Consider the following 17,275-nt stretch of genomic DNA (forward strand, 5'->3'; position numbering starts at 1 on the left):
GTAGCAAGATGCTTTGCGAGCGTTCGGAACGAAAGAAAGTGTGTCCCACACCGCTCGTGATTCGGAGCAGTTGGATGATCACGCCGGTTCGACGGAACTGGAGTCCCAAGGTATTGTTCAATGCTTTGACGCCGGCGATGTTCACTGCCGAGCCATCTGTTGTGCGTGCGCGTTGGGACAAGTTGTGGCCGGATTTATATACGGAATATGACGCGAGGCATTTGAAAAAAGAACTGTCCATTCGGAGCTTGATCGTTACCGACGAAGCTGAGGCATTCTTTGACGCCTGGGCCGCGGACGAAGAGCGTCACACTGATGGCTTCGTCCAAATCATAGAACTCGTCGCTGGTGGATCCGAAGAGAATCTCCGGGAGAGATTGAACGATCGATCGCATAATTTTAGTTCGATCAGTGAATACTTGAAAGACGAATTCTCTCTAATGGTTATGATCGCATTTGATGAAATGTGCACTTGCCATGCCTATGCTACGGAAAGGGAGTTTTATGTCAGGCTTCGGAACGACAGATTCCTTCGCTGGCTGAGAGAAGTGATCGCCGACGAGGCGGTTCACTCGATGAATGCGGTTAACGTTATCCGTGCCCGCTACGACGACCGCATCCGCGAAGTCGGCCCAATCCTCGACAGTCTGATCAGTGGCTTCGCCAATGATCCTCCTTACGCCGGCACCTTCGTTCTGGACTACTTCGGCGGGTCCTATACGAAAGAGCTTTTTGCCAAGTGCCGCGCCACGATCCTGAGAAATATTGCCAAGCCACTCACGACCGCAGAGCGAAACAGACCGAAGCGTCGGCCACTTTGACCTCAACGCCGTCGCGCCCCGCCTGCGGAAGTTTCCAGCGCCGAGGCCCAGCTCGCTCCTTCGGCTTAAGATGACCGGCTGCGGCACAGCAAATAGCGAATGTCGATGGCGCCGTTGCTTATAGGATCGACGGAGTGCTGTCTCAGTCTTATCGCTGAGTTCGCTAGACCCAAATTGTTCGCCAGACGTTGGATCTGCGATGAGCCTGCCCTTGGCCGTGTATTTGATTGATGAGAATGTGCTTCGCGAGTTTGGTGCACGGGGCACGCGAACGTGCGCAAGTGGCTTGGAGCAGTCGACGATTCAGACCTCCGGCTGAGCGCCGCCACACTTTTCGAGAAACGGCGCGGTGCCGAGATGTTGAAGCGACGCGATCCGGAAAGAGCCGCAGACCTGCTCAAGGCGATCGCCGCGATCGAGAAAGCCTATGCGGATCGGATCATTCCGATAGACGCAAGTGTCGTTGCGAATGGACCCGAATGCTCGGGTCGAAAGACAAGGATCGGTGGGATTTGGCCCTCGCCGCGGCTGCGCGGGTTTACGACCTCGTCCTCGTCACCCGAAGCATCGAAGACTTTGAGACGCGCGGCGTGCGATTGCTTGACCCTTTTCGTGACCCGCCGGTCCGGATTGACACGCCGCGATGTTCGAACGACCTCAGAAAAAAGACTTGGATACTACCTTAGGCGGTCGCGATGGGGGGCTTAAGTATCTCGGAAATGGCCTGCGCCGCGTTCTGAGAGAGCCGCCCGCTGCGCGCCCACGCCAAGCCGGTGCGGTCATCCTTCGCGCTCGAGGCGTGATCCTCGAACAGGTGACGTGGATCAACGCCGGCGGCGGGCAGCGCATCGTGCTGCAAGTCCGTGCTCTGGCGGTCGGAGTCCGGCGACACGCGCATGTAGCCAACCAACATAGGCGGATACCCATCGGAAATAGGTTTCCGTCTGCGCGGCGCTCGCGGGGTCGAGCCGGAACTGCTGGACATTCAGATAATGGTCGAACGGCCGCGCTGGCTCGCCTGGTTGGTCGTAAGCGACCATGATGTCGCCAACGTCGCTACCGTCCAGTTCCTGCACGGCAATGGCGGTGCGGTAGATCATGACGCCGCGGCGGGCTCCTGCGAACAACCATAAAGTATCGATGCGCGTTTGCAGTTCAGTGACGTCGCTCGAAAAGGCGCTCGCATCGGACATCCTTCTGCTGCACAATCCAGCGCGTCGGGCGAATTTCGAGGTGCTGCGATCCAGTGAAACGCCGAGCGTTCTCGTCGAAATGGGGGTCATGTCGAATAAAGCCGACGAACTGCTGCTGCAATCAGATCATCATCGAGCCAACGTCGTTGCGGCGCTTAAGACCGGTCTTGAGGTTTTGCATACGACAGACCACGACGTTCTAAGTGCCGCAATTGCCGCGGCTCCGCTTCGCTGGATGGGGGGGACGACTGTCCGCGAAGCGCCCAAAGGCATTGGGGATAAACCGCAATCAGTAGCGTGACGCGCTTGAAAGCCGAGCCGGCTCGCGCTATTGAGATGTTATGTTATAACATAACATTGCATCTCGGTAGCCCCATGGATGGTCATACCGCTCCGGTTGCTAGATGCGCAGGTGAGAACGGGATGTCAGTAGCAGGATGGACCGACGAGCGTATTGAACGGCTGAAGTCTCTTTGGGCGGGAGGACTAAGCGCCAGTCAGATCGCTGCCGAGCTTGGCGGCGTCACGCGAAACGCCGTGATCGGGAAGGTTCACCGTCTCGGTCTTTCTCGCCGTGTGACAACTGCGACGAAACCGCAAGCTCCGCGTTCACCCCGTCTCCAGCGATCATCACGGTTTGGTCCCATGGCCAGCGTTCGGCATCGTGGCAATCTGGCCTTGGCCTCGCCCGAGATCGACTATGTCGACGAGCAGGTAGAGGTCACCGCAGAGATCGTGCCACTGGCCCGATATCTCACTCTGGCAGAGCTTGAGCCGAGTTCATGCCGCTGGCCCATCGGGGATCCGGCCTCGCCGGAGTTTCGGTTTTGCGGTGCGCCCGCGCTTCCGGGTGAAAGCTATTGCAGGGCGTGTGCGCACAAGGCCTATCAAACAACGACCCCACGATCATCCATCTCTGGACTGCGCTTCAACACGAGGCGCGGGTTCAGGCCGTAAGTGGGCGTTAATCCGCGCACCACGTCCCATACCACGGGTCGGGGACTGTGCGGAAAGTTCTGTAAAAGCTGAGAGGCTGAAGCGGTCTTGAGTCCGGTGATTTCTTCGCCTCCGTAGCGACGAGTTGGCTCCGCTCTGCCGCTAATCTGCTGGCGACCTGGTCTTCGACTTGCTCAAGGTCCTTCTGGAGCTTTTCGCGCTCTTGCTGTAGCGGTTCGGTCTTTCGTGCGACCTCGGCGTCCTTGCTGGCGAGCTGTTCTTGAAAGCGTTGGCGGGTTTCGGCGAGAAGGGGGGGGGCGGCCAGAGATTCCGTGAGCCGGATCTCGCGGTTGCAACTGGGGCAGTGCAGGGTGGGTTCATGCGCGGCTCCAGCCGCGGTCGCCTTGAATGTCATGAACCCTCCCTAAAAAGGCGGGTGGTTTCGCTATCGTGCGCGGAAGGCGCGTGATTTGCACCTCCAGCGCGCAATAGGTCTCGTACACAGCTCAATTGTGGTCATGGCTGCCTCCGGACCAGACAGATGCAAGTGGCCGCCCCGTCAGCTTCTCGTCAGATGGATGCGGCATACGCGACATACTGATGCTCGTGGAAGAGGCGACCAGTATCGGCGAGCTGGTCGCCCGCGCACTGGCACGAGCTTCGGCGGCACGCGGTGCATGCTCCACGGCGACGCACCGCGTGCCGATTTTTCCACCGTTGTGACGGCACGGCCTCTCGAATTGCAGGACGGTCGCACCGCCATCATTGTAGCGCGAGCGCCGCTTATCGAGCAGGCGAAAATCAGCAAGGCAAAGAACCTCACGCGCTCGCGGCCGATGCGTTGCGTCTCGCGGTGCTTGTGCCACGCGGCTGCCTCGCTCGCACCGACCTCGTCTTTGGTCCGGCGCATCTTGTCTCGGATGAGCGCCGCACGCCCATTTCTCCGGTTGGAAACAGCTTGGAGAATTGGATATGGCGCGGCGATCTGGGGTTCTTCCGCATATTTGGTGCAGGTCGCCTTTTCGCGTTTCATCGCGGGCGATTGTGCGTTGTCAGACGGTCGTCAGCAGCCCGTTTCTTGGTAGTGCATATCCTGAACGGCCATACATATGGCGCTTGATCGTCTTGAGCCGGTTGATCTGTCCTTCGACAGAGCTGTTGCTCCACGGTTGGGTGATGGCTGCCCGAACGGCCGCGATGTCGCGGCCGATACCATTTGCAAGCGAAGCCAGTTCGCTGCTCGAAGCATCCTCGATCCATTGCTCGAGACTCGCATCATCGTATTAGTGCCGTGAGGCGTCGAGGGAGCTCGCCGGCGTTCGAAAGCTCCGAGCGCAAGCTCATGGAGATGGTGAAGGAACCGCTGGGTCTGCTCATCGAGCCGTGCAGGCTCTTTGCTCAGGAGCCATGCGCAGGTCGGCAGCCCGGACTTCGAAGCGACGTCGGTGGTACTTATAAGAACCCGCATATCGCAGTGTTGCACTGGATGATCCGGAAGAAGCCGCCGAAATCATCATGCTCGCAAATCATTTGCTCCGTATTGTCGATGCGCGCGCGCCATCGTAGTTGGTCGATCCCGTGGCCGCTGAACGACTCCGCTCGGCGCGTCCGCTACGCGGACCGGTGCCGCGCGGCAATTTGGGTGGAAGCGCGTATCGCGTGACATGTTGCATGGGACGCAAGTGGATGAATGCGTGGCGGCGCTGCATGCCCACCTATGCGACCAGCCGCGAGCCGCTCAAACCTCCACTATCGTAGAAGCCGCAGAATGAACGTGCCGGAAAAGCTTGCGAAATTCGCTCGATGTCGCACTCGCCATACCCTTCAACACAGCATCGTGCCCGCGCCTGAGCTGACCAGACACGTCGAGAGTATGCTGCAGCTTCCGGCAGAACTAATAGATTCGCCATCGTCATTGGTGGATCGCTTTCAGACGCGTCAGCTTCTTGAAAGCTAGCTCTCCTAACATGAGAACGTGGGTCTCTAGACGGCGCTGTCGCCTATTGACCGTAACGGAAATGAACGTCGGGCCTGGCGCGCAGGACATTGTGGCGACATTTTTGGTGAGCCGCCAGGCCGTGGCCAGGTCCCGGTCAACATTTCCATCAGGTCTTGCGTGTTGTTCGTCGTGAACACGGCGGCGCCACAAGACGCACTTGTGACGGTCATCAATGTCACATCCGGGGATGCACCATGTCGCTCAGCAACCTTTCGCCAGCCAGCAGCGGAAATCAGCCTCAGCCGGCGTTTACCCCGGGGCCACGTTGGCTCTGGGACCTTCTGCGCAGACGCCGGGCCTGACCCAGCAAAGTGCATTTTCGAACTTTGGATTGCGAGGCAGTTGAGTGAGCGCCTTACGAGATGAACAGTCACTCAAAGGTCGACGTTACCCAAAAGTTCGGCATCGTTCTGACCGATAGGTTGGACTCGGGCTCCTCAAACGACCTCCACCCTCACATCCGAGTATAATGCTATGCAGCTCAACACCTCTTCGTCATCCGCCAGCGCGGTTCCAGCTCTGTTCGTGCTTGCTCCGGAAAACACGGCCGTGGGTCCTTCCGTGCAGCCGCCCGGCCAGCAAGGCGACCCCTTCGAGGCCATGTTGTCCAGTTGCGCGCGGGAAGCCAAATCCGAGCTGCCGTCCCCGCCACCGGAGCTGCTGGACCCAAAGTTGCCTGCGCCGGAGGATCCCTTGGATCTGCTGCCGGCGAATGTGAAGGCGGCGGTTAAGGCAGCGGAGGAGGGCGTTCCCGCACCGGAAATGTCGAACGTCACGTGGAATGGTGGCACGCTGACCAATGCCGAGTTGCAGATCGTGGCAGTGCTGAACCGCCACAAGGATCAGTTGCCCCTCTGGTGGGGACACATCACGCCCACCGACTTCGATCCATCAGTGCCGTCGGATCTGAAAGCCGCAATCCAAGGATTGCACCAGGACCGCAAGCTCTTCGCTGCGCTCGGAGGGACATCCGACTGGAGATCCTATAGAGTTGCCGATCGTTTGTCCAGCTTCTGCAGCAATCATCCGCAAGTTGCCGCCTTCCAGGAGCAGCAGGCGCACAGCTACGAGCAGAATTACATCCCCTCCGACGGTACCGGAAATGGCCAACCGTCAGTCATGACCGTGAACGACGCAATGCGCGAGCTTTACCGGTATTCCGACTACCTGCCCAAGAATCTGAGCCTGGCTGATTTCCAACAGATCGTCGACGGCAACGCCCAAACTGGCAAGACCCCGCCGCAGGTGATCGCGGCGGCTCAATACTTCCTCGACCACCCGGATGCCTGGAAGCAGCTGTACGGTGGTGCGATTGATCAGGTCCACAAAGAGGATTTCCTTCAAGTCGCTTCATCGTCGATGGGCCTCACGCAAACCGAGCTGAACACGCTCGACACGATCAACAAGAATCAGGGCGCCTTCTTTGGAGGCGGCGTGCTGACCCGGGACAAGCTGGCGAGCATGGCCGAGGACAAGAGTCTTGATCCGAAGGTACGGCAAGCGGCCTCGCAGCTGCTCTCGGATCCGCTATTGTTCGCACTGCTGAACAATTCGATTACGGGCTACAAGACCCATCACAAGTTCTTCGACTTCGGTGGCGGACATAGGGTCGATTCCGGTAACATCAGCAACAACGACTTCACGAACTTCTACAGCAACATGTCGGCTGCGAACCGCACCGTTCAGCAGACGAAAACCCATGTTCCCAAAACCGAGGCCGAGCAGTCCGCGGTCGCGGACATGATGATGGGCGTGGCCGACCAGCCCGATATCAAGTCTGTGAAGAAGAACGGCGGAGCGCTCATGCACGCCCTCGAGGGCGCGAAGCCCCTACTCGACGAACTGCTTACTGCCGAATCGAGGGCGCTTGACTGGGCCGCCACAGCGGTTGGCGCGCTTGGCTTCATTCCGGGCCTGGGTGAAGTTGCCGATGCAGCATCAATGGTCCTCGAATGGGAGTCGCAAGGGGCGAATATTCTTCACGCCGCCATTAGCGGAGGCAATATGACGCAAGCGCTCGAAGAGGCCGGCTTCAGTGACGTGGCGCAGGTGGTGGGCTGTATCTCCGGCCCGCAGGTCAAACTCGCGATGCGCGAGGGGCTAGCGAAAGAACTAATTGAACGGGCCGCGAATGCCGGGGTCGACTTGGCGGTCTCGGAGGCGCAATCCTATGCGGAGGACTATTTGAACAACCTGAAGGAGCACCTCGAGGCCGGTCCCATGCCAGCCGGATACGCTCCGAGCCAGGTTGGCACGACGGCATCGTCGCAGAAGGTGGCCTGACGGGCGCACTTGCAGTCCTCGACGTGGAGGGCTGCGCACTGCTGATGGTTCAGGTTAACTCGCTGTGAGGGAGAAAGCGCGAGAGCGTTAGCTTTCCTTGCGTCGAATCTGAATTGGCTTTCGCGTTCAAATCGTCCGTCGGCGCACCCAGCGTCTCCGACGAGAGTGACATGGCAAGACCGGCGCACCATATGGGCTCGTCCTGGAGTGCTGTCCGCTACGTTTCATTGCGCCCGAGAGGACCAGGTGCTCAACGGTCTGGGGACGCACATGCGCTGTTGCGCCCCCGCGAGCGACCAGCGGTGCGGGCCTACAGCATGCGTTTGGGTTCGACCACAGACGTGCGGCTTGTTCCTACCACCACAGGCCTTGTCTGGTAGACAACATCGCCATCGAAAAAAAAGCCGGGATGCGCATCGCAGCCGCTGGCCTAGATCCTGCACACCACAAGCAGCGCGGAAGTGACGCCACGACGTCAGCCGTTCGAGCTACGTTGCCGATGGCGCGAGCGTCGTGTGTTCGAGGGTGATATGGGATCTGGATTCCTTTCGTGGGGTGCCGCAACAGTTGCACTCGTGGGATGCGGTGTCACTTATTCGGCAGATCTGGAGCCGGCGATGAAAGTCCCGCCAGCACAGTGGAGCTGGACCGGAGGCTATATCGGCGTGCACGGCGGCGGTGGCTATGGCCGCACATCCTTCAGTGACCCCTACGGCCCGTTAATCGATGGCGACATCGTCAAGACGCCTGCGTTCCTGGCCGGAGGGCACATCGGCTACAATTGGCAAACGAACGGGTGGGTTTTCGGTGCCGAATTAGACGCGAGCCGTGCTGTTTCCGATGGCACAAACAGCTGCCTTGCTTTCTCAGGCAATGTTGTGATCGCTACCTGCAATGCAGGTCCGAACGTTTTTGTCACAGGGGCCGCTCGTGTCGGCTACGCTTTTGGCCCGCAGGGCCAAACGCTGGCCTACATCAAGGCAGGGGTGGCCTGGCAAAACAATCGCGGCGATATCGCCAACAAGAACGAATTCCAGGATGGAAGCTTTGCCGGCTACCCACGACGAGTAACGGAGTTCGATTACGGCCGTTTAGCTCGGCTACCAGGCGATCGGGGCTCGCTTCGCGCCCGCCGCGCCCGGCGGCGACTTCTCGCCGCTCACGACAGATGCCGCCATGCTGCGCGAAACCATCCGCCGCATCGACGACACGGGTGTGCGGTGTTCGACGTCGAGACCGCGCGCCTGGCTGCTGATTTCGAGCCAAATCGCTTCGCCGCCTTCCTCGAAACGGCGGGCACGCTGAAGGCGCGCGCGATCCTCATCGCCGGCGACGATCCGGACGAAGCGCGCCTGACGGAATGGTTCGCAAAATTCTACCGCGCCGCGGCGCCTTACGGCCTCACCGCCGATCTCGAATTCACGCCGTGGACCGCAGTCAAGGACGCGACGGCAGCTTTGCGGATTGTGACCAGCGCGAATGAGCCGAACGGACGGGTGCTGATTGACGTACTGCATGCCGCACGCTCCGCGACCAGCCTCGACGATATTGCGAGCCTGCCGCGCCGCTTGCTGAGCTAGGCCCAGCTCTGCGATGCACCCGCAGGCATCTCCGCCAGCAATGACGAGCTGATCCAAACCGCGCGCTGCGCCCGGCTTCTGCCGGGCGACGGCGGCATCGATCTTGGCGGGATCGTCCGTGCGCTGCCGGACGATCTTCCACTCAGTCTCGAGATTCCGAACGACGAATCGCTTCCGAAGATTGGTGCCGAGGAATGGGGACGACGCGCGCTGGCCGCAGCCCGCAGGATCGTCGCAGACGTGACAACCGGAAAGGCGAACGCATGAGCGAGTTTAAAGGACGTGTTGTGATCATTTCCGGCGGCTGCGGCGGCATCGGCCAGGCTGTTCGCATGCGGCTCGCTGCCGCTGGCGCGACCGTTGTCGTCTGGGATCTCGCCAATGCTGCCGACGATCGAATCGATCTGACCGACGAGGCGGCTGTCAACGGCGCCATGGCGCGCCTGTTGGAGCAGTTCGGCCGCATCGATGTCCTCGTCAACGCCGCAGGTATCACCGGCCCAACCGTCAACATTGAGCAGTACAGCCTTGCCGAATGGCGGCGTGTGCTCGATGTGAACCTCACCAGCACCTTCCTCTGCTGCAAGGCAGCGATCGCTCCGATGCGACGGCAGAACGCCGGTCGCATCGTCAATCTCGCCTCGATCGCCGGCAAGGAAGGCAATGCCGGCATGACCGGATACTCCTCGGCTAAGGCTGGCGTGATCGCGCTGACGAAATCACTCGGCAAGGAATTGGCTGCGACGGAAGTCCGGGTCAATGCGGTTGCCCCTGCGGTGATCGCTACCGATATCGTCAAGCAGATGTCGGATGACGCCTACCGCAGTGTGCTGGCCAAGATCCCGCTCGGACGCGCCGGCAGGCCGGACTCGACAGTTATATCAGGAGCGGTCTTCTTCCTGCATCGGAGGCTCCTCCCTGACTTGCGCCGCCCTTCGGGCGTAGCCTATTTTATTGAGAATCGGAACCGGAACCGGCGCGCAATCACCCCGATTGCGCGCCTCGATTGAGAGAGACAACGAGCGCCAGCAAGTTCGCGTTTCGGACGATCCTGCGTGTCGTTGGTTACACGACACTGGACACTATTGTCCCTGTCGTCAGAGACGTAGGTTGATAATTGCTGTGAATGAACTCCCGCTTGAAGGCCGATAGAGCAAGTCAAATTGTGAGTCATTGGGCCTGCTGCGCGCGGAGCTTGAGCGTGACACGTGACATGAAGCTCATGGGATGCGCGTCAATCCGACAACTGTCGCGAAAAATATACGTCTGAGGTCAGCTCATCAGTAAGATCGCCGCCAGATAAGGCTGGGGAGCCATTTAGGCGAAGCGGCGTATCATCGGTCGCACAAACCTAGCATCGCGTCACATTAGGGACGTGCAAACGAGATCTCTCGTCTAGCCGAGTGTAGGACATCGCAAATCGGAGCGAAATTCGCGCCGCCAGGAGGAGAGGTTTCACAGCTGCGATCCGATCCTCGTCTCAGCCGTAAACCGCTTGCACAGCCCGCGGAAGGCAAAGAAGCGGTGGCAAGGGCCGTTGTACGTCCTGAGACGCTCGACCTTAATGCCGAGTTCTCCCGCCCACCTCGAAAAGAATTCGATTAGCCGGAACTATCTTCAGCAAATGGATGCAGACGTGGATCACGCCCGACAGCCAGTGCAGGTCGGCGAGGTCTTAGAAACCTATACCCGTGCGGCTCATCCGCGGGGCTGCATGGTCGTTTTGGCAGCCACGAATTGCGCGATGAGAACAGTCTCGATAGCCGCAATGTCGTTGCCATCATGCGCTCGGGGCGTTCGGGAACAAATGCCAGGCGAGCCGATGTCGACAATAGCGTCGCTCCAGGCGATACAATCGCGTCCAGCCGCCTTCGCTTCGTACAACGCCCGGTCTGCCTCCTTCATGAGGGCTTGTGCATCGCCGTCGAAATGATCACGCCATGCGGCCCCGATGCTGATACTGACGTTGCGGCCGGGTAAGCCAGGGTGAGGCAGATCAATGCTGGAGACGGCGGTTCTCAGACCTTCGCACACCCGCTCCAGTTCCTCCCGATCGCGTGAGGCGACCATCGCTGCGAATTCCTCACCGCCATACCGGGCGATACTGACGCCTTGCTTACGCGCTTCCTGGGCAAGTGCCTGAGCGATCATCCGGAGGCATACGTCTCCGGCAATGTGCCCAGCTTTGTCGTTGTACTTCTTGAAGTGGTCAACATCGATCACGATTGCGCCCATGCTCTGCCGTTCTCCATCAGCGCGCAGCCGGGCAGCCTCACTTTCGAAGAAGCGTCGGTTCGGCAGCTCCGTCAAAGCGTCGGTGTTGGACAACCGGAGGAGCTCCTGGTTCATCTGGTTCAATTCCGTCGCAGCCTGCTCGTATCGAAGTGATTCGAGAAACCTCCGGCGTCGGTCGACATCATTCTTGCGGACGATCAAAAATACCGTCAGGGACGCAGCCGAGCCAATGATCGTATCGCTGATAAAATGGCCAGGGTCGCCCCCAAACAATAGCGGGAGGGTTGGGTGCAGAACAGCGCCAACCAAGCAGGTAACGAGTCCGGCGCGAAGCGGGATCGGGACCGCTGCAAGGCAGACGCTGAACAACGTGATGGCCGCAAGCATGTAGTTTTCCTGCGTTGCCGGCGGCGCAGCAATACCTGCGAACTCGACGACGGACATGATCGAGACGCTGGCGCCGCCATAGGCATAGCCGGTCAGCACGGCGTTGCGTGACCTAAAGCCGAAGATCGCAACTCCCAGGCAGAACAACGCAGCCAGGCAACGCCACGGCCATACGGCGGAGAAGATATCGATACTGGTCGCTCGATCGAAGCCAATTGCCGCAAGCGTCAGGGCACCGCAAACCACCGACGCGCGCGCCATGTGGCGGGCCATCGAACGCCCTGAGCGACCTTCATAGGACGCCTCGAGGGTCGGTCCAAATGACCAACCGGATACGCGTGCAATTTCGCTATCGAGTTCGGTTCGATCCATCAAGTTGTGCGCCAGGATTGCTCAAGATCCCGCGGATGGTGCTCCAAGACAGGTTAAGGATAGGTCAGTGCGGACAACCGTTAATATGCAAGCTCGACACGCAAACTCGCCGCGGGCGGTCATGGTTGATGATCGGTTATCGACGTTCGTGAGGTACGACACCAGGGCACGTCAAAGCGAAGTCAAGCCCGTCGCGTACGGCGCTGACTCGCACTATTCAGTTATGTTCTGGGCTTGGCTCAATCGCGGTGGTGCTCAGCTGCGATAAGACGGCTCTTCGCGATCGAGGATCCGCTTCAGGCTTTCGAGATGCTGTAGGGCCGAAGCAGCGTCCCCGTCGCGCATCTGTTTGGCGGCCGCCGCGGCGATGTTTGGCGCAACAGGACGCCGCCTCAAGGTTCTCACCTGCATGCTTCCGCCGCCATGATCCCCAAAATCGTCCACTCGGTTCCCTGAAGACCCCGGATTGGTCGAGGTGGTCAGTTAAGTATCGGCAGACACTTGGGATCGGCGAGGACCGCGACTGTCCTTTGCTGCCTTTTAGTGGTTCCAACTCGTTCCAGCGTCAGCACCATTTGATGAACCGAGGATCGGCTGACGCGGAATATTCCCCGATGTCGGCTTCTGCCGGAGGCCTGCGGTTCAGCTTCATATAGGCATCGCGCTGTCGGCCATGCTTGTCCCGCGCTCGGGGTCTATTTCAGTCAGCTTCTCGAAAGCTAGCTCTTGTAGTTGTGATCTTCTCCGGTGACCTCGTGGACGTGAGGCTGGCGTGGACGCAAGCAACTTCAATCCATTCGATGTGTCGGGCCGGCCGGAGGCGCATCACGCCATATTGCAACAACCGCAAGCGGGACAGGCCGGGCAGGAGGACTTTGAGCGACGCTTGGCTGAGGTGCGCCAGGCCGATGTTGCTCCAGCCGCGGGCGCGACACCAGATTCCCGCTATCCTCATCTAACTGAAAAAGACCGGACCCTAATCGAGGCGGCAGCCGAGCATTTTGCGAGGAATGTACAATCGCACACGGTCGGCACTTATACTTGGGCTCTTCGCGTACTGGGAAATCATCTTGCCTCTCGGGGCCAGACGATTGATGCGCTTGATCACGATTCGTTGGTTTGGCACGCTAGTGCGTTCTTTCCCGCTGATGGTTCAATGGTTACCGCATTGAACGCGCTTCGTAAGTACCGCGAGCCCAAGGCTTCAGATAGCTCCCGACGTTATGTTCCTTCTTTGGAGGATGCGAGCCTGATCGACTCAGCCATCGGCGCAGCTGCTGCGCGCCGAAGATGGACGCCTACTACCGCCGACAACAATGCGAAGACTCTTCGCAGATTGGCGAAATCTCTCGAGTCTCAGGGACAAACAATTGCTACTCTTGATCACAATTCCCTGGTCGCTCACGTCAAAAAGTCCTTCGGGGATGACGTGAAAATGGCGTCTGCGTTGGAGGTGCTTCGTGAGTACCGTGAGCCCGATGTTGTAGCTGCTCGCATTCCGCGTCGAAAGGATGAGTGTGTTCCCTCTATGGAGGACAAGGATCTCATCGATAGTGCGGTTCTTGCCAGCGGGCGACCCGAGCATACCGTCAAACACTATACCGACAAACTTTACAGGTTTGCTGGAGTGCTCAAAGAGGACGGCCAAGGAATTGCCAAGCTGGATCACGAGTCCCTGATCAGGCTTGCGAAACGCCTATACTCAAGCAACAAGAATTTAATCACCGGGTTGAACATCATTCGCGATTACCGCAACGCGCAGGAGCCCGCCGGCGCGGGCAGCTCTCCACATGCGGAGGGCCTGGCCGTGCAGTCGCCGGTGCCAAGTGTCAATTCAGGGGAGCTTCTGCGACGGCTGGATGGTCAGCCCGCTCCCTCGCGATCTATTTACGATTCGGCGGAGCTTCGGGGTGTCGCGGATCAAACAGGCCAGTTGCCAGCCGAAAGTTTGGACACAGCAGAGCTTATGGCGATGCTGGCTTCACCCACCCATTCGCCGGGAGACAGTGTTGATCAGCCAAGCCCAGCCTTCCGCTCGCCAGTCCAGGCTGTCGCTCCTGATGAGATTGGGCCGGCAGCGGATAGAACCGGCCAGCTGCCGGCTGAAAGTTTAGATACGGTAGAGCTTTTGGAGATGCTGGCTTCACCTACCCATTCGCCGGCCGTCAGTGTTAATCAGCCCAATCCTTCGCCCCTGTGGGAGATGGGGGAGTCGACCTCCGGCCCGGAATATCTCCCGGTTCACGCGCCGCTTGCGGTGCCGAATCTAGATTCGTACCTTCCCCTGGGCTGGCAGCACGGCGACCAGTGGGCGACGGAAAACTTCATGCAGGGAATGCGCTTGCATAACGTGCTGCCGAGCGCGGCTGAGCCGCAGACAAATCTCGCCATTCAAGGCGTGAACTACACGGCCACTATCGGGCCACCAGGCTGGGAGAATGAGATCTTTCTCCGCCAACGCTGACTAGCCCGTCATATTCATCAGCGGATTGTTGAGAAGCTGGCGAGGGTGGCGTAAGCCGCTGAGGTGGCGTAGGATTCGGTTGCCGACACCCACCCTGCGCGCATCCGGGCCGCCGCCGCACTCGCCATGACCGACAATACGAGTCCGCCGTTCTCATTTCCAGCCGTTTTCCCGCAAGAAGATCACAGCCGCGTTTGACGGCGGCAGGCTGACGTCGGATGGCGGCGTCATGCTTCTGGCCATGGCGGACCAGCGCCTCGGCTTGGCCGCGAAGTTGTCCTGCGTATTCCCCGAGCGGCGCGATCCGGGACACTTCGTGCACAGCCTTGGGGATCTGATCCGCGCCCGTATCTTCTCCATCGCGTGCGGCTACGAGGATGGCAATGATCTCGATCGTTTACGCGGCGATCCGGCGTTCCAGCTGGCCTGCGGCCGGACACTGGCCGTGATCTGTGTTCGCAGCCGCCGCTATCGCGCCATGGCCTTGAACATCTTCACGTAACCTTTGGGCGCGCTCTCCACAAAGCGCGACCGCAACTCGTCATTGGGCGGCCTGCTCGGCCTCATCGAACTTGCCGGCGCGGACGAGATCGACAGGCATTGCGCGCGAACTGTCCGATCTTCGCCGCCGGATGCGGGATTGATACTGTTCTTGATTGACGTTCCTTCGCACTATTTCAGAGCATGTCGAGCCAGGCGAGCAGGCTCGTATCCCGCTTCCATGACGGGGGATGCCGTGCCGATTCCGGAGCACTGACCTGTTCCAGCGCCTTTCGCTTCGTTTCCAGATTGGCCCTGGCATAGTGATTAGTGGTGTCGAGGCTCACATGACCAAGCCAGCTACGGATAACGGTGACGTCGACCCCCGCCGAGACGAGGTGTACGGCGGTGGCGTGTCGGAAGCTGTGCGGCGTCACATGCTTAGTCCGCAACGTTGGCGTGGTTTCGGCCGCCGCCTTCACATAGGCTGCAAGCTTGAACCGAACGTCGGATGCGCTGAGCGGCTCGCCATAGCGGTTGACGAACAGCCGCTGGTCCAATGCACGCGGCTGTCGCTCCAGCAGCTTTTTCAGCAACAGCACGGTTTCCGGCCAGAGTAGGCAGATGCTTCCTTGCGGCTCTTGCCGGTAAGGCGAACGCAACTTGGGCTATCGAACCGGATCGTCCTGGGACAGAGATCGAGAGCCTCCTGTGTCCGTGCCCCGCTGTTGTAGAGGAACGAGAGCAGTGCGTGATCGCGCATGCCTTCGAGCGTGGAGCGGTCTGGCTGGGCAAGGATCGCTGCTACCTCCGCTGGGTCCAGATAACATGGTTCGGATACCGGCGCCCGCTTGACTGGGATGTGAAGGATTTCCACGCACTGAGCGATCGATGCGGGGATCCTTGGTTGCGACGAAGTTGAAGAAGCTGCGGATCGCGGCAGGCCTGCAGTTGCGCGTGCCGATCGTACCGCCGCGGTCGTGCTCGGCGTGACCGAGGACGGCAGCCACCCCGTCGGCAGTCAGATCGGCCAGTGTGATCACCGCCACCTTCCTTTCCGCGCGTTGTGCGGCGAACCGCAGGAACAGCCGTCAGGTGTCATGATAGGATCGGACCGTGTGGATCGATGCATTGCGTTGCTCGACGAGCCCTTCGTAGAAGAACGCGCGCATCAACTCCGGGAACGCGTTCTTGTTCATGGCCGCACCTCCGCCCCAGATCGAGGAGGCATGGCGCGCCTACGGCCCTGAACCGCTCGTTCGCAAGATGCAGCAGGTCTTGTGTAACGGTGATGTAGATGAGGGTGTAGTGGACATCCTTACGGCCAAGATATGTCACGAGGAACGGGCAGCCGGTCTTGCGGATTGATACCCGAGCGGTACCATTCGAGGATACGGTGCACGACCATCGAGTGGCGCAGGTCATGAAGACGGGGGACCATTCGCCCTTCTGGCGGCTTCAGCCCGGCTCGGCGGATCACGTCGACGAGCAACAAGGCGATGACCTGCTTTGTATAGCGGGCGTTGCGCCCCTCGTGACAGAACAGGGCGGAGTGCTGATCCTGCGCTGCACCGGCCTGCTGCCGCGCATCGAGATAAGCCCGAGGCGAAAGTGTAGTGCTAATGCACGTAGCCGTAACTTGCGACCAAAGGCCGGACTTTTCTGGAGCTGAACACGTAAGCTGATGAATGCGTCAGCTTGCCGTCAGATTGTCTCTCTAGGAATTTGCGCCGTTAAGCCAGTAGCTGCCTTCACAGCTGATAAGCCAACGAGCAGTTTGATGCCTGGAGTGCTACGACGATCTCTCCATTCGAGTCGAGCATCTGTCAAAACGGTCGCCCGAAATTGATCGGGTGGAGTGTTCGGCAGCGTCTTTCGGGCCAGAATGGCCATCCGCTAAGGAGGCAGTCTTCCCAATCCAAGCGGCAGACCGCCGCGCTCGAACCGGTCAATGTGTCATGTCGTCTGATATGATGCGGGCGGCTTCATGTCTCGACGATTGCAACAATCGTAAGCCGGGGTCGAAGATGACGTCCAAGTCCTATCGAGATCCTACTGGATCATTCGAAATCACGATCTACGGTCAATCCTCATTGGCAAGGAGCGTTTCGATGAAATTAGCGGCACAAGCGGGAAGGAGTTCGTTGAAAGTGATCAAACGTCGTGGCTGGCGCGTTCTTGCCTGCAGCGAAGTTGGGCTATGACGGGCATTGATGGGCGCGGCAAGTCGCCGGTCACGGAACTTGCAATCGGACCCTCCGAAGGGGCAGAGGCGTCTCGTTCGTCGGGGCGCCCTGGTGCTGCAGAAGGCCGCCAATCATTCAGTTCTGTTGTCGATCAGCTGCGTTCTGAGCATCAGGAGTCAAGGGCGTCCTCGTCTCGCACCGCGCCCGGCAGCGCGGATGTTTTCCGCGACATGTCTGCTTTCAGTGCACGGCAAATCCTGGCGCATGAGCTGCAGCGCGAAGCCGGTGGCAGCCGTCGGCCTTTCCTCTCCCGGGAGGAAGCGAGCTCCTCCCGTTCCG

Annotated in this window: 11 protein-coding genes and 2 pseudogenes; 8 read left to right on the forward strand and 5 right to left on the reverse strand. The window is 59.7% G+C overall.

Annotation, left to right across the window (positions count from 1 at the left end):
* Positions 1-74 precede the first annotated feature (74 nt).
* Complete coding sequence (locus tag NLM33_RS38665; RefSeq protein ID WP_254103636.1) at positions 75-821, forward strand: hypothetical protein; 747 nt, start codon at positions 75-77, stop codon at positions 819-821.
* Positions 822-1,578: 757 nt separating this feature from the next.
* Here NLM33_RS38665 and NLM33_RS38670 read toward each other — a convergent pair.
* Positions 1,579-1,734: pseudogene (locus NLM33_RS38670) on the reverse strand (recombinase family protein); the annotation flags it as partial.
* 245 nt (positions 1,735-1,979) lie between these two features.
* On the opposite strand from NLM33_RS38670, the gene NLM33_RS38675 reads away from it, so the two are divergent.
* The gene (locus tag NLM33_RS38675; RefSeq protein WP_254103637.1) at positions 1,980-2,315 is read left to right on the forward strand and encodes an N-acetylmuramoyl-L-alanine amidase; all 336 of its coding nucleotides are present in this window, start codon (positions 1,980-1,982) and stop codon (positions 2,313-2,315) included.
* 122 nt (positions 2,316-2,437) lie between these two features.
* Positions 2,438-2,971 carry a GcrA family cell cycle regulator gene (locus NLM33_RS49925; protein WP_371930042.1) on the forward strand — a complete coding sequence of 178 codons (534 nt, stop codon included), beginning with the start codon at positions 2,438-2,440 and terminating at the stop codon, positions 2,969-2,971.
* 7 nt (positions 2,972-2,978) lie between these two features.
* Here the strand turns inward: NLM33_RS49925 and NLM33_RS38680 are convergent, their stop codons facing one another.
* A complete protein-coding gene (locus tag NLM33_RS38680; protein ID WP_254103638.1) occupies positions 2,979-3,365 on the reverse strand; it encodes a hypothetical protein in 387 nt (128 codons plus the stop codon).
* 637 nt (positions 3,366-4,002) lie between these two features.
* The gene (locus NLM33_RS38685; protein ID WP_371930162.1) at positions 4,003-4,206 is read right to left on the reverse strand and encodes a hypothetical protein; all 204 of its coding nucleotides are present in this window, start codon (positions 4,204-4,206) and stop codon (positions 4,003-4,005) included.
* 1,217 nt (positions 4,207-5,423) lie between these two features.
* Here NLM33_RS38685 and NLM33_RS38690 point away from each other — a divergent pair.
* From NLM33_RS38690 to NLM33_RS38700, 3 genes are all read left to right on the forward strand, one after another.
* Positions 5,424-7,232, forward strand: a complete 1,809-nt coding sequence (locus NLM33_RS38690) for an HrpF/NolX family T3SS translocon protein (RefSeq protein WP_305880504.1) — start codon at positions 5,424-5,426, stop codon at positions 7,230-7,232.
* Between the two features lie 617 nt (positions 7,233-7,849).
* The gene (locus NLM33_RS38695) at positions 7,850-8,812 is read left to right on the forward strand and encodes an outer membrane beta-barrel protein (protein WP_254103639.1); all 963 of its coding nucleotides are present in this window, start codon (positions 7,850-7,852) and stop codon (positions 8,810-8,812) included.
* 263 nt (positions 8,813-9,075) lie between these two features.
* Positions 9,076-9,822, forward strand: coding sequence for an SDR family NAD(P)-dependent oxidoreductase (locus NLM33_RS38700; RefSeq protein ID WP_254103640.1), 747 nt, complete (start codon positions 9,076-9,078; stop codon positions 9,820-9,822).
* A gap of 688 nt (positions 9,823-10,510) precedes the next feature.
* On the opposite strand, the gene NLM33_RS38705 is transcribed toward NLM33_RS38700, so the two are convergent.
* A complete protein-coding gene (locus tag NLM33_RS38705; protein WP_254103641.1) occupies positions 10,511-11,806 on the reverse strand; it encodes a GGDEF domain-containing protein in 1,296 nt (431 codons plus the stop codon).
* A 772-nt stretch (positions 11,807-12,578) separates the two neighbouring features.
* Here NLM33_RS38705 and NLM33_RS38710 point away from each other — a divergent pair.
* Together NLM33_RS38710 and NLM33_RS38715 are read left to right on the forward strand one after the other, a co-directional pair.
* Positions 12,579-14,270, forward strand: coding sequence for a hypothetical protein (locus tag NLM33_RS38710; RefSeq protein WP_254103642.1), 1,692 nt, complete (start codon positions 12,579-12,581; stop codon positions 14,268-14,270).
* 126 nt (positions 14,271-14,396) lie between these two features.
* A pseudogene (locus NLM33_RS38715) lies at positions 14,397-14,747 on the forward strand (transposase); the annotation flags it as partial.
* A 200-nt stretch (positions 14,748-14,947) separates the two neighbouring features.
* Here the strand turns inward: NLM33_RS38715 and NLM33_RS38720 are convergent.
* Positions 14,948-15,346, reverse strand: a complete 399-nt coding sequence (locus NLM33_RS38720; protein WP_254103643.1) for a tyrosine-type recombinase/integrase — start codon at positions 15,344-15,346, stop codon at positions 14,948-14,950.
* Positions 15,347-17,275 lie beyond the last annotated feature (1,929 nt).

Source organism: Bradyrhizobium sp. CCGUVB1N3 (assembly GCF_024199925.1).
Taxonomy (GTDB): domain Bacteria; phylum Pseudomonadota; class Alphaproteobacteria; order Rhizobiales; family Xanthobacteraceae; genus Bradyrhizobium.